We start from the raw sequence: 13,168 nt of genomic DNA, 5'->3' as shown, positions 1-13,168 counted from the left end.
CGCCGCCCGCGGACCGCACCACTTCGACGGGGTCGCGACTGTCGTGACGAAGCTGTTCGGCATCGTGGCGCCAGATGCGGCGTACTTCGGGCAGAAGGATGCGCAGCAGATCCTCGTCGTGCGGCGCGCGGTGCGCGATCTGAATCTCGACGTGCGCATCGAGGCGTGCCCGATCGTGCGTGAGGCCGACGGGCTCGCGATGAGCTCGCGCAACGTCTATCTCGACGCGGCCGCGCGCGAGCAGGCGACGGCGCTGAACCGAGCGCTCGATGCGGCATCGGGCCTGCATGACGCCGGAGAGCGCGATGCCGAGCGGCTGCTGAGCGCAGCCCGCACAGTGCTCGCCGAGGCGGGAATCACCCCGGAGTACCTCGAACTGCGCGGCGCAGACGATCTGCGCCCCCTCACCCGCGTCGATGACGATGCCCTGATCGCCGTCGCCGCGCGCGTCGGCGGTGCACGACTGATCGATAATCACATCCTGAAGAGGAGCGCCTGATGCGCCGCACCATGCTGAAGTCGAAGATCCACCGCGCGACGATCACCGGAAGCGATCTGAACTACGTCGGCTCGATCACTATCGACCCCGACCTGCTCGACGCCGCCGATATCCTCGCGCATGAGCAGGTCCACGTCGTCGACGTCGACAACGGCGCGCGCTTCGAGACCTATACGATCGCGGGCGAGCGCGGATCGGGTGTGATCCAGGTCAATGGCGCGGCCGCGCGGCTCGTGCATTCCGGCGACACGGTCATCGTCATCTCTTACGCGGATTATTCGCGTGAAGGCCTCGAGACTTACGAGCCCGTGGTCGTGCATGTCGACCGCGCCAACGCCATCATCCGGGTCGACGATGCGGTTGATCAGCTCTTGACCGGAGCGCACGCATGAGTGCCCAGGTCGCCGCCCGCACGAGCATCACGCTCGGGACGCTGGCCGCCAGAAAAGAGGCAGGCGAGCCGATCGTCATGGTCACTGCGTACGACTATCCGGGTGCGCAGATCGTCGAGGCCGCGGGCGTCGATGTCGTGCTGGTCGGAGACTCCGCCGCGATGACCGTGCTCGGTTACGACAGCACCGTGCCGGTGAGCGTCGATGAGATGATCATGCTGACAGCGGCGGTGCGCCGCGGCCTGTCGTCTCCGCTGCTTGTGGCCGATCTGCCGTTCGGGTCGTACGAGGCATCCGATGAGCTCGCGATCGCAACCGCGCAGCGCTTCGTCAAAGAGGCCGGTGCCGACCTGGTGAAGATCGAGCGGGGCGGAACCTCGGTCGATCGTGCCCGTGCGCTTGTCGCGGCGGGCATCCCCGTCGTCGGTCATGTCGGACTGACGCCCCAGACGGCGACGTCGCTGGGCGGTTATCGCGCCCAGGGGCGGACCGCGGTTGCCGCCCGCGCTGTGCGCGATGACGCGTTGGCGCTGCAGGAGGCCGGGTGCTCGCTGCTTGTGCTCGAGGCCGTGCCGAGCGAGGTTACCGCGGCGCTCATGCCGCACATGCGCGTGCCCGTGATCGGGATCGGCGCGGGCCCAGAGACCGACGGGCAGGTGCTCGTGTTTCACGATCTGCTCGGCCTCTATGGTGGCGGTGCGGCGAAGTTCGTCAAGCGTTACGCCGACCTGCGCACAGCCGCGATCGATGGCGTGGCGGCGTATGCCGCCGATGTGCGATCGGCGAAATACCCGGCGCCCGAGCACGAGTATTCGATGCCCGCGGCTGAAGCGGCCGAGTTGCAGGAGCTGATTGCCTCGCATTGAGTGCTCAGCGCTGAACAGCCCGGGCTGTGTGGCCTGGGTAGCCCACGATTTTCCGATTGTGTGGGCAGGGCGATACTCTCGATGCATGCGATTGAGAATGATTATCATTAGCGCGATGAGCGCGGCGGTGCTTGGCGTCACCGGCTGTGGCGCGACGGCGCCGACAGAACCTTCCACGGGTGTGGGCACGGACGCCGGCTTCCCCCTGACCTTCGAAAACTGTGATCTAGAGGTCACGGTCGAGCATGCGCCGCAACGAGCCGTATCGCTCAACCAATCGGCGACCGAGATCCTGATCGCGCTCGGGCTGGAAGATCGTGTGGCAGGCACCTCCTACGAGGTGGATCCCGTCAGCGACGACATGGCGGAGGCATACGGCAGCATTCCGCTGCTGACCGACGGCATTCTGAAGCATGAGACGCTGCTGCAGGGCGAACCAGATTTCGTGATCTCGTCGTACGCGTCGTTCTTCACTGCTGAGAACGCGGGCGAGCGCGCCGAGCTGCAGGAACTCGGCGTACCCACGTACCTGAGCGAGTTCGACTGCACGTATCACGAAGCTGTCGCCGGTGGCGCGACGTTCGAGATGCTGTTCGACGAGATCGAGACAATTGCGGAGATCTTCGGTGTCCCCGATGCCGGTGACGAAGTTGTTGCAGCTCAGCGCGCGGCCATCGATGAGGGACTCGAGATCGCTCAGCAGATCGACGGCACTCCGAAGCTGGTCTGGTTCTATTCGACGGCGGCGTCAGCAGCCACCCCGTCTGTAGCAGGGCCGGGCGGCTTGCCTCAGACCGTCACGGAGATGCTCGGTGCGGAGAACCTCTTCAGCGATGCGGCCACGAAATGGCCCGAGGTGAGCTGGGACGAGATCGCTGTGCGCGATCCGGACGTGATCGTGTTGGGTGACCTCACTCGCGGATATCCCGGCGACACGGCGGCTGAGAAGATCGAGTTCCTCAAGAGCGATCCGTTGACCTCGACGATGGAAGCCGTGGTCAACGACCGTTTCATCACGGTTCCCGGGCAGTACATGGATCCGTCGATCCACAGCGTGCAGGCTCTGCCAACCGTGGCGCAGGGTCTCGTTGATCTGGCGGTGCGATGATGCCGGGCACCGTCGAGTCGTTGATCGGTCGCTGGGACGAACAGCAGGCGGCGTACATCACGAACCGAGAGCAACGCTTCGATATCATGCTCGATGTCGTCGCTCGAATCTGCGAGACCACGGCGGGTCTCGACGTCGATGGCAGCGGTCTGATCGTGCTCGACCTCGCCTGCGGACCGGGTAGCCTGTCGCATCGAATCCTCGAGCGCTTTCCACGTGCGCGTGTGCTCGGCATTGACTACGACCCTGTCTTGCTCACTCTCGCAAGCGAATGGCTCGGTTCTCAGCACGGCGACCGCTTCGCCCCGATCGATGCGGATCTCGCGTCGACTGACTGGCCGTCGCAACTACCCGCCGATACTGGGGCGCAGATCGCGGTCTCGTCGACCGCGCTGCACTGGTTGCGGCCCGCCCAGCTCGTGGCGCTTTATGAGACGCTCGGTTCGGTACTGCCGTCGAACGGCATCTTCATGAATGCTGATCATCTGCGTTACGACCCCGTCAGCCAACCGCTGCTCTCGGCGATCGCCGCTGACGACGACCGGCGGACGCAGCACGCTGCTCACGCGCGCGGAGTGCAGACCTGGGATGAATGGTGGACGGATGCTGTCGCATTCGAGTCGCTCGCTCAGCACCGAGCGGAGCGTGAGCGACGTTTCGCCGACCGCCCGCCGACGCCGCACGCGCCCCTCGAGCTGCACCTGAACGCCCTTCGTACCGCTGGCTTTGCGGAGGCGGGTGTCATCTGGCGCCATTACGACGATGTCGTCGTCTTGGGGCGGCGATGACTCAGCTGGGTACGGAGCCGGCTCCGGGTCGGGCTGATTCGCCGCCCGTCCCGGCGGTGGCGTCATCGGATCGCACGGAGGATACGGGATCCCAAGCGGCCGGGGCATCGGCTGCTGCGCTTGAAGCGACCCGGCGGCTGCGCGCCCCGGCGATTCTGCTGGGGTTCGCGGTGGCGCTCGTGGCATCGATCATCGCGGCGGCGTTCGTCGGCACCGCGACCGTCGGACCACTCGATGTGATCGCGATCGTTCTGCGCAATGTCGGGCTCGGCGCGCTTGCCCCCGCGCCGCCGGTCTCACCGCTCGTCGACGCATTGATCTGGGAATCTCGGTTACCGCGCGTTCTGCTTGCGGCGACCGTGGGGTTGGGGCTGGCGGTGTCCGGTGCCGTTCTGCAGTCGATCACTCGCAACCCACTCGCAGAGCCCTATCTGCTGGGCGTCTCATCGGGGGCGTCTACCGGCGCCGTGTCGGTCATGATCCTCGGCTTGGGTTCTGGGGCCGTGACTCTTTCGATGGGCGCTTTCGCCGGAGCGCTCGTCGCGTTCACCGTCGTGCTGCTGTTGATCGGCGGAGGTCGTGTATCGAACCCGGCCCGCGTCGTTCTCACCGGAGTGCTCGTATCGCAGTTCTTCTCGGCTGTCACGTCGCTCGTTCTCATGCTCAACGGCGACGCCGACTCGACGAGGGGTTTCACATACTGGCTCCTCGGATCCCTCGGTGGTGCCCGCTGGGAGCCGCTCATCGTGGCGTCGGTTGTGATCGTGATCTGCGCAATCGCCTGTGTGCTGTTCGCGCCGGCACTGGACGCTTTCACTTTCGGCTGGGACACCGCGTCATCGCTCGGAATCCGCGTCACGCACACGCGGGTGACGCTGATGATCCTCACCGCACTCATTACCGCGGCTGCAGTCGCGGCGTCGGGGGCGATCGGGTTCATCGGTCTGCTCGTTCCTCATATCGTCAGACTGCTCGCCGGGTATGCGCACCGCATGCTGTTGCCGTTGTCGGCGATGGGCGGAGCGATATTCCTCATCTGGGTGGATGCCTTCGCGAGATCGGCGTTCGCGCCGCATGAAGTGCCGGTGGGCGTGATCACCGCTCTCCTCGGCGCGCCGGTCTTCGCGCTCGTTCTGCGAAGGGCGGCCCGTCGGTGACGCGTCTGACGGCTCAGGGCATCACCTGGTCGGTTGATGGCGCACGCGTGCTCGATCACGTATCGCTCCGAGCGAATCCCGGCGAGGTGCTGGGCGTGCTGGGGCCTAACGGTGCGGGTAAGACGTCGTTGCTGCGTATTCTTGCCGGCCTGCGCCGACCTGACGCCGGTGTTGTCGCTCTCGATGGTGTGAACCTGCGAACGATGCGACGCCGTGCCGTCGCTCGCCGTATCGCGATCGTCGAGCAGTCTCCCGAGGTGCATGACGACATCACCGTATATGAGACGGTTTCGCTCGGACGCACACCGTACCGCGGCGCGTTCGCACCTCCGACGCGCGGGGATCGCGCTGCTGTCGATGAGGCTCTCGCGGCGACTGAGATGGCACGCTACCGATCGCGCACGTGGCGCAGTCTGTCGGGCGGAGAGCAGCAGCGCGTGCAAGTGGCGCGAGCACTCGCGCAGGAACCCGATGTCATCGTGCTCGACGAACCCACGAATCACCTCGACATCCGCTTTCAGCTCGACGTGCTCTCGTTGCTGTCATCGTTGGATACGACGGTCGTGACTGCCCTGCACGATCTGAACCTGGCCGCACGATTCTGTGATCACATCATCGTGCTCTGGGCGGGAGCAGTGCATGCGTCGGGCGCCCCGGCAGAGGTCATCACCGCTGAGCTCTTGCGCACGGTCTACCAGGTCGACGGCGTCGTCGAGACGTCGCCGCACACCGGTGCGCCGGCAGCAACGTATCTCGGCGGGTCGCGTGCCCGGCCGCCCCGTGACGGCATGGTGCGTGTCGCTGCGCCGTGACGTCGCAATAGGGTGATCTGAATCATCAGAACGGGGTCGTGTCGGTCATCGACCAGCCGGTGCTTGCCGGCGCCTGTGCCTGGGCCGGTGACGTCTCGGCCACGGTTCGCATTGTTTGTTCGCTGGATGCATGAGCGCGAGGGCTCCAGGCGTCGGCATCCGTTCTGCCCACGGCATCCGTTCTGAATCCGGCATCGGTTCTGCCACCGGCATCCGTCGCGCCCCCGAAACCGCGAGAGCGATCGGTGCGTGTGACCTGCGCTGTCGCGTAGCGAAGCGATGGGCCGATCTCGTCGACCTGCACTTCCAGGCTGACGCGGCTCACACCTTCGCGATCTTGGTAGTTGCGCTGTTGCAGGCGACCAGTGACGATCACCCGGCTGCCCTTGATCAGCGACGCTGTGACGTTGGTGGCCAGATCGCGCCACGCTGAACAGCGCAGGAAGAGTGCCTCGCCGTCTTTCCACGCGTTCGCCTGGCGGTCGAAGGTGCGTGGGGTGCTCGCGACCGTGAAGCTCGCGACCGCAACGCCCGATTGCGTATGGCGCAATTCAGGGTCGGTCGTCAGATTGCCCACGATGGTCAGGGACGTCTCGTTCATCTTCTTCACTCCGGTTCCGTATGGCGTTCACATCAGTTATGAGACTGCCTCGTCAGTGAGGCGCGATCAGACTATGGGGAGGGTGAGACATTGCCGGGGCGCGGCCCGGCGGCCCCGTCGGTGGCAGACCGATGCCGCGCCGTTTCGGGTACGTCATGTCAACAGCGAACTCGCCGAACAGTTCGGCGTCGTCGTGCCGTACTTCGATGACTCTGATTTCGGGAGCGGTCGCCGCATCGGCGGATCCTCGCGGTTCAACGCGCTGGTTCAGGCGTTGACGCCGGCCCGCGGGCTTGCGCTTCTCGCGCATCTCGATGATTCCGGCATCTTCGAAGACTGCCCGCTTGAGCTCAATGCGGTTGAGTCGGCGGTCGCCGCGCTGGCGGTGCTGTTCGGCTGCGTCGGCCCTGACGGGCTCGCGCAGGATCCTGAGAGCGGGTGGGTCGCCGACAGCGACATCGTGCGCATCATGCGTGCGCTCGGGTGGGACTCGGCCGACGAAGTTGGAATCACCTCGCCGGCCGAGGCATTGCTGTCATTCGCGCGTGACGCGAAACTGCTTCGTCGGTTCAAAGGGCGCATCGTCGTGACGACCCGAGGGCGCGAGCTTCTCGAGCCGGGTCCTGGGACGTTGCGGGCACTTGCCTCTGCGGTCGCAGCGGATGCTGATCGCCACGCAGGCTGGTACGGCAGAGCCGAACGGTTCGCGTGCACACTTGCTGTCCTCGCGATCGCAGACGGGTCTGCGCAGGAGCTTGCCGACATCCCTGCTGTCGTCGCTCTCGGCGACGGTGCGCTCAATGAGAATCGGCGGGTGTGCAATGTGCGCACTCCCGCCGGAGATGACCCGGGCGCACCACATTCGCTGGTGGCAACGAGATCACGGCGCCACAGATCTGGCGAACGGGGTGCTGCTGTGTGAAACATGTCATCATCGCATCCACGACAACGGGTGGGAGATCGAAGTCGAAGGCACGGGCGTTGCCGCTCGCGTGTGGTTCATCCCGCCGCCATTCGTCGACCCCACGCGGCGACGGCGGCTGGGTGGCCGCGCACGATTCGACATAGCGGCATGAAAGTCGCCGCGTGAAAGACAACGGGGCTCGCAGGCGAACCCGCGAACCCCGCTGCGTGAGCCGGAACTCAGCTCTGGATCATCGCCCGTCGCCGCACGAGCAGCGCGGCGCCCGCGAACAGCGCCAGCGTGCCCAGCGCCCACAGCGCGGGTACAGTGCCACCGGTCGCGGCCAGAGAATCGTCTCCTGCGCCGGCGTCGCCGGAACCAGCGTCCCCGGCTCCGCCGTCACCAGCATCGCCCGATCCGCCGTCTCCGGAACCGCCGTCTCCGGAACCGTCATCACCAGATCCACCGCCTCCAGAACCGTCATCGCCACCCGAGCCGTCATCTGCACTCACGACGGTCACCGCAGTCTCGGCGACGGCGGTCGTGCCGTAGTCATCCGTGACCGAGTAGACCAGCGTGTACTCGCCCTCGTCGGGCAGCACCATGCGTGCGAAGAACCCGGGCTCGACGACCTCGACGGTGATGCGGTCGGTGAGGTCCTCACCATTCGCGTCCATCGCCGAGATGCCCTCGAGCTCATCGAACTCCGCACCGGCGACGACCTCACGCGTCGGCGGGACGCCGCTGAACGTCGGCTCGACTGCGGTGACTGTCACAGTCCGCTCGAACTCCGTCGCGTTGCCTGCGGCATCCGCCACACGATACGTCAGCGTGTACGAACCGGGTGTGCGCACATCGACCTCACCCGAGACCTCGATCGAGTCAGTGACATCGCCGTCGATCTCGTCTGCGGCGGTGACACCCGCCAGCGGCTCGAACGGCTGACCCTGGGCGACCTCGGACTCAGCCTCAAGACCCGAGAACTCCGGACCCTTCTCATCGTCCACTGTGCGCGTCAGCGTCACCTCGTCGATCACCGTGCGATCCATCGTCTGATACGTGGTCAGCGTGATCGCCGTGGGCGACACATCGACGTCGGTGTACTGCGGTTGGTTCGACTGATCCTTGATCGCCGCCTCCGGAGACGACGCATCCAGACCATAGAACTTGCTGCCGCTCGCCGAGTTGCCGGTCACGTACAGCACCTGACCTTCCTCAGCCGCCAACGTCACACCCGACTGCTCCTGGGCGTCCAGGTCTCCGGCCGGCGTCATGCCGTCCATGAGATAACTGCGGGTATAGATGTGGTCGTGCCCGGCGAGCACCAGGTCGACACCCAGCTCGCTGAACACCGGTGCGAGAGCCTCACGACGCTCGATGACGTCCTGCTCGACCGAATGGAACGCCGCCGAGTACAGCGAGTGGTGCATGCCCACCACGACCCAGTTCGCCTCGTCGCCGTGCTCCTCGATCACCGAGCGCAGGAACGCCTCATGATCCTCCTCGTTCGCGCTCCGCGCGTTCGTGTTGATGTTGAGGTAGAGCACACCGTTGTAGGTGTACCAGTAGTCGCCACCCGCACGACCCTCCTGGCTCTCATACCCGTGGGTCTCAGAGCGATTCGGCGTGAAGAAGTGCGAGTTGAACTGGTTCGACTGGTTGTCGTGGTTGCCAATCGTCGCCTGGAACGGCAGCTGCTTGAGCAGCTCAGGCGCGATCAGCGAGGCGTACTCGTTCTCCGACGTGTGCGACTCGACCTGGTCGCCCGCGCTGAAGATCATCGAGGCATCCTTCTCGAACTGGTCGATCTGGTCGACCGACGCGGCCCACCGATCGCGGTCGTTCTGCCAGTTGCCCGAGGCGCCGATCTGCGCATCCGTGAGGAACACGAAACTGTAGGTGTCCTCGAAGCTTCCCGTCCACAGCTCATACGAGCGCGACCAGCCCATCTCATCGTTGCCGACGCGATACATGTATGCCGTTTCCTCTTCCAGGGCGTCAATGACGACCTGGTTCGAGAACCGTCCGTCGCGGGCCAGAGCCGTCGCCGCATCGATCACACGCGCGTCACCCACGGGGAACTCGGCACCCGTGCGAGCCGACACCGGTGCGACCTGCACCTTCGCCGCGATCTCACGATCGGTGTAGAAGGTGAGGTTGCGCTGCGTCTCATTGGCGCCGACATGCAGGAGCACATCCGCGATGGCAGCCGGAGCATCCTTCGCGGCGATCGTCAGCGAACGCAGCTGCATGAACACGTCCGAGCTGTTGTCGTTCGTGTTGTGCACCTGCACCGCGATCGTGTTCTCGCCCGCCCGCAGAGCGGATGCCGGAACCGTGAACGAACCCGTCAGCGGTGCCGTCCCGTTGCCGCCGGCATAGACCATGTTGCTGGTCTCGCTCGCATCGATGCGCTCGTCCGCGAAGCCGCCGACCTGCTCGCCGTTGACATACACGCGGGCTGCGTCGTCGTAGGCGAGTTCGCCATTGAGCTGCGCGACCTGCGCCAGATCCTCAGCCGACAGATCGAACGTCGTGCGGAAGAAGAACGCCTCGATGTTCTTGCCGTCCTCCTTGTACTGCGTGACGAGTGTGTTCGGCGTGAATCCGCCGCCGAGATCGGCGATCTCGCCGCGCTTGGCGCCGAAGCTCACGGTGCCGGTCTTCCACGACGCATCGTCGTAGTCCCGAGCGGTCCACTCGGTCTTCGAATCCAGCTCGGCTGCCGGATCAGCATCGAGGTCGTGGAAACGCCAGGCAGCCTCGTCAGAGAGAACCGGTGCGCCGTCCAGATCGGTCGGCTCGGGGATCGTCGACTCGGTCGGCTCCTGCGCATCCGGACGCGTCGGCAGCGTCGGCTCCTCCGGCTCCGTCTCACCGGCGACCGGCCGCAACGCGACGTCGAAGATGTGCATGATGCCCTTGCTGACCTCGGTCGGCAGCGTCACGCTGCGCACGGTCTTCGTCGCATCCAACGGCACCACGGCCGTGCCGAACACGACGGGCTTCGCCGTGTCAGAACCGCCCGAGAGCGTGTTGCGCTTGGTCAGCTCGATGAGTCGGATGTTCCCGGGCTCCAGCTGCCCCGGCACCCAGTCGCTGAGCCGCACGTCGACGTCCTGCGTGCTGCCGTCCGAGTACGTGACGACGGCGGTGCCGCGCGACGGTCCGTTGGTCGCCAGACCCATGAACGAGATTCCGGATGCCTCGGCGTCGCCGAAGTCCAGCACCTGACCACGCGGAATCCAGTGATCCATCTCCCCGGCGACCGTGTCGGGCCAGGTGAAGGTGACATCCGTCTCGCCCAGTGGAAGCTCGGTGCCGCCGACGACGCCGGCCGCTTCCAGGTCTTGACGCGACAGGCCGATGCCACCGGCATCCAGCCCGCCCATGTTCACCGCACCGTCATCGGTGACGCCGACGGAGTTTCGCGCGTCGACACCGTCGCGGTACGACGGCGGAACGTCATCCGCGCCCGTGCCCCAGGTGCCCGGCGTCGCCCCCATGGTGAAGTCGAGCGTGCCGCCGCTGCGTGCGAAGTCTGCGGGCAGCCACGATGCCGACTGCACCGTGCCGTTGACCGACAGGGCAGTGGTGTACTTGCTGTCATCGCCCACGCCGGGCGCATTAATCGTGATGGTGCGGTCAGAGCCGATCGACGTGATCGCGATGTGCTCGAACATGGGTGCCGACACCAGCAGGTCGGCCGTGCCCCAGATCGCCGGCATCAGCCCGAGGTTCGCCCAGACGTACCAGGCGCTGAACGAGCCGAGGTCATCGTTGCCGGCCAGACCATCGGGCGCGGTCGTGAACAGCTCGTCGGCCGCGCGATACAGCGTGTCGGTCGTCTTGTGCGGAGCCTGCAGCCAGTTGTACACCCAGGGCAGCCCGAAGCTCGGCTGGTTGGCGACGTACGCGGTGTCGCTGAACGCGCCGCCGTCGAGATCGCGCAGGATGCTGTCGAGCTCGGCCATCGACTTTTCGACGCCGCCGCGTGCCTCGATGAGGTTGGCCATGTTGTGCGAGGCGTTGAAGCCGTACTGCAGACCCGTAGACTGCTCGAACTGCGCCCCCTGTGTGGTGAGCGAGGTGTTCATGAAGCCGTTGCGGTTGCGGGCGTCGACGTGCTCGCGGTCGTAGTTGAAGACGTTCTTCCAGTTCTGCGAACGGGTCGAGAACTGCTCGTAGGCTTCATCGTTTCCGAGGCGCTTCGCCAGCTGCGCGATCGCGAAATCGTTCGTCGCGTACTCGAGCGTGCGAGAGGTCGCCGCACCCTGCTTGTCGCCGTCGATCCAGCCGTGCACGCCGTACATCACGCCGTCCGATCGGCCGGTGTTCGTCATCGGCAGCGTCTGCGTCTCGACCATCGTGGCCAGCGCGGTGGCGCGGTCGTAGTCGGTCGAGCCGAAGTCATCGGTGGCCGCGATGATGTTCTGCAGCGAGTCGCCGCTCATCTTGGTCTGGATCTGGTTGTAGGTCGGCCAGCTCGTCCACTTGCCCGACTGGGTCACCATGTCGACGATCGACTGGTTGATGTCGCTGGCACGCTCGGGGTAGAGCAGAGCCACCAGCTGCGACTGGCCGCGGTAGGCGTCCCAGCCGGCGAAGTTCACGTAGAAGTCGCGTCCTTCGGCGACCTGGTGCTCCTCGCCATCGAAGCCGATGTAGGTGCCGTCGACGTCCTGGAACGTGTTCGGGTGCAGCAGCGAGTGGTACAGCGACGTGTAGAAGGTGATCCGATCGCGGTCACTGCCGCCGGTCGCGTCGATCGAGCCGAGCGCTTCCTCCCACGTCGCGCGGGCTGCCGCGCGGGTGCCGTCGAAGTCCAGTTCGGAAGTCTCGGCTTCCGCGTTGGCGCGAGCGCCGTCGACCGAGACGTAGCTCAGGCCGATCTTCGCGGTCACGTCAGCGCCGTCGGCGAAGGTCAGCCAGGCGCCGGCGCCGTGTTTGTCGGATGCCGCGGCCTCGGTCGCCCCGGCATCGACGCCGTCGGGTGTCCAGACGCCGAAGGATTCGACGGGCTGGTCGAAGGTGGCCGAGAAGTGGGCGGTGTACTGCGAACCGCCGTTGCAGACGATGTTCGCGTTAACGGTGCCGGTCAGCTCTCCCGTGGCCGGGTCGAACGCGATGTCGGATGCGTGCACCTGGTTGTTCGAGCCGCCCGCTTCGAACAGCAGCGTTGCGTTTTCGTCAAACGAGTAGCGACTCACGGCCGTGCGGGTGGTGCTGGTCAGCTCGGCCTGCACGCCTTCGAGGCCGACGGAGTAGTAGCCGGGCTCGGCGATCTCGTCGTCGTGTGAGAAGTCGAGGAAGTAATCGCCGATGGCCGATGCCGGGTTGGAGGGCAGCGCGTCGCCGTCGAGGTCTCCGGCGAACGGGATCACAGGAAAGTCGAAGCCGCCGTAGTTCGAGCGGCATCCGGTTCCGGAGAGGCGGGTCATGCCGAACCCGCGGATCTGGTCAGCCTGGTACTCGTACCCGCCGTACTGCTCGCCCGTCTCGGTCTCGAAGGTCGTCGGGCTGGACTGCACCATGCCGAAGGGGAGCGTGGCACCCGGGAAGGTGTTGCCGTAGTGGTCGTTGCCGCGGCCGTTGTTGGCGTCGTTCATCTCGGTGCCGATGAACTGGTCGACCGCATCGAATGCCGAGAGGTCGGATGCCTCGGCGGCGTAGGCGGCGGGAGTGACGAGCGCTGAAGATGCGGCGACGACCGCGACGACGCCACCGGCGATGAGGGCGCGCCGCGGTCGATTCGACGATCTCGGCTGATAAGGCGCATGGACGGGCATGCGATGCCTCCGTAACTGTGGGTGGAGAAAGCGGATTATGACACCGCTGTCATGCACCCTAGGGCAAAGGGGGGTCCAATGCAGCAATCGGAGGTGAATTTATGGTGTACAGCCGATCACGCGCGGTCCGGTCTGCCGCGTGGTGCCGGTCACGCGCGGTCGTGCACGGTGACGAGATAACCATCCGGGTCGGCGAAGGTGAACGTCCGCCCGAACGGCCCATCGATCGGTGCCGCGGTGATCATGACATCG

General features: G+C 65.8%; 11 protein-coding genes and 1 pseudogene. 9 read left to right on the top strand and 3 right to left on the bottom strand.

The annotated features are described in order from the left end of the window. From Q1J95_RS09775 to Q1J95_RS09745, 7 genes are all read left to right on the top strand, one after another. On the top strand, positions 1–499 hold a 499-nt coding region (locus Q1J95_RS09775), incomplete at its 5' end, for a pantoate--beta-alanine ligase (protein ID WP_300267327.1). Continuing rightward, entirely contained in the window at positions 499–891 is a 393-nt protein-coding gene (gene panD, locus Q1J95_RS09770; protein WP_300267326.1) for an aspartate 1-decarboxylase, read from the top strand. The genes Q1J95_RS09775 and panD, both read left to right, overlap by 1 nt. Further along, a complete protein-coding gene (gene panB, locus Q1J95_RS09765) occupies positions 888–1,757 on the top strand; it encodes a 3-methyl-2-oxobutanoate hydroxymethyltransferase (protein ID WP_300267325.1) in 870 nt (289 codons plus the stop codon). The genes panD and panB overlap by 4 nt, the downstream gene beginning before the upstream one ends. A gap of 115 nt (positions 1,758–1,872) precedes the next feature. Continuing rightward, positions 1,873–2,865 (top strand): ABC transporter substrate-binding protein, encoded by a 993-nt coding sequence (locus Q1J95_RS09760; protein ID WP_300267324.1) that lies wholly within the window; start codon positions 1,873–1,875, stop codon positions 2,863–2,865. Further along, positions 2,865–3,653, top strand: a complete 789-nt coding sequence (locus tag Q1J95_RS09755; protein WP_300267323.1) for a class I SAM-dependent methyltransferase — start codon at positions 2,865–2,867, stop codon at positions 3,651–3,653. The genes Q1J95_RS09760 and Q1J95_RS09755 overlap by 1 nt, the downstream gene beginning before the upstream one ends. Continuing rightward, positions 3,650–4,810 carry an iron chelate uptake ABC transporter family permease subunit gene (locus Q1J95_RS09750; protein ID WP_300267322.1) on the top strand — a complete coding sequence of 387 codons (1,161 nt, stop codon included), beginning with the start codon at positions 3,650–3,652 and terminating at the stop codon, positions 4,808–4,810. Before Q1J95_RS09755 ends, Q1J95_RS09750 begins: the two co-directional genes overlap by 4 nt. After that, entirely contained in the window at positions 4,807–5,622 is an 816-nt protein-coding gene (locus tag Q1J95_RS09745; RefSeq protein WP_300267321.1) for an ABC transporter ATP-binding protein, read from the top strand. The genes Q1J95_RS09750 and Q1J95_RS09745 overlap by 4 nt, the downstream gene beginning before the upstream one ends. 25 nt (positions 5,623–5,647) lie before the next feature. On the opposite strand, the gene Q1J95_RS09740 is transcribed toward Q1J95_RS09745, so the two are convergent. Then, positions 5,648–6,223, bottom strand: a complete 576-nt coding sequence (locus tag Q1J95_RS09740; RefSeq protein ID WP_300267320.1) for a single-stranded DNA-binding protein — start codon at positions 6,221–6,223, stop codon at positions 5,648–5,650. Between the two features lie 82 nt (positions 6,224–6,305). On the opposite strand from Q1J95_RS09740, the gene Q1J95_RS09735 reads away from it, so the two are divergent. Both Q1J95_RS09735 and Q1J95_RS09730 read left to right on the top strand, forming a co-directional pair. Continuing rightward, positions 6,306–7,145 (top strand): hypothetical protein, encoded by an 840-nt coding sequence (locus Q1J95_RS09735; protein ID WP_300267319.1) that lies wholly within the window; start codon positions 6,306–6,308, stop codon positions 7,143–7,145. After that, positions 7,045–7,299, top strand: a complete 255-nt coding sequence (locus Q1J95_RS09730) for an HNH endonuclease (protein WP_366945549.1) — start codon at positions 7,045–7,047, stop codon at positions 7,297–7,299. The genes Q1J95_RS09735 and Q1J95_RS09730 overlap by 101 nt, the downstream gene beginning before the upstream one ends. Positions 7,300–7,366: 67 nt before the next feature. Here the strand turns inward: Q1J95_RS09730 and Q1J95_RS09725 are convergent, their stop codons facing one another. Continuing rightward, positions 7,367–12,916 (bottom strand): GH92 family glycosyl hydrolase, encoded by a 5,550-nt coding sequence (locus Q1J95_RS09725; RefSeq protein WP_300267317.1) that lies wholly within the window; start codon positions 12,914–12,916, stop codon positions 7,367–7,369. Between the two features lie 149 nt (positions 12,917–13,065). Next, positions 13,066–13,168: pseudogene (locus Q1J95_RS09720) on the bottom strand (VOC family protein); the annotation flags it as partial.

The sequence above is a fragment of the Microbacterium sp. genome, assembly GCF_029263575.1.
GTDB lineage: Bacteria > Actinomycetota > Actinomycetes > Actinomycetales > Microbacteriaceae > Microbacterium.
Note: the sequence above shows the minus strand (reverse complement) of the source record. Positions and strands in the feature narration are given on the sequence as shown.

Coding starts and splice junctions, on each gene's coding strand:
- panD (WP_300267326.1), top strand. CDS start 499: ATGCGCCGCACCATGCTGAAGTCGAAGATCCACCGCGCGACGATCACC.
- panB (WP_300267325.1), top strand. CDS start 888: ATGAGTGCCCAGGTCGCCGCCCGCACGAGCATCACGCTCGGGACGCTG.
- Q1J95_RS09760 (WP_300267324.1), top strand. CDS start 1,873: ATGAGCGCGGCGGTGCTTGGCGTCACCGGCTGTGGCGCGACGGCGCCG.
- Q1J95_RS09755 (WP_300267323.1), top strand. CDS start 2,865: ATGCCGGGCACCGTCGAGTCGTTGATCGGTCGCTGGGACGAACAGCAG.
- Q1J95_RS09750 (WP_300267322.1), top strand. CDS start 3,650: ATGACTCAGCTGGGTACGGAGCCGGCTCCGGGTCGGGCTGATTCGCCG.
- Q1J95_RS09740 (WP_300267320.1), bottom strand. CDS start 6,223: ATGAACGAGACGTCCCTGACCATCGTGGGCAATCTGACGACCGACCCT.
- Q1J95_RS09730 (WP_366945549.1), top strand. CDS start 7,045: ATGTGCGCACTCCCGCCGGAGATGACCCGGGCGCACCACATTCGCTGG.
- Q1J95_RS09725 (WP_300267317.1), bottom strand. CDS start 12,916: ATGCCCGTCCATGCGCCTTATCAGCCGAGATCGTCGAATCGACCGCGG.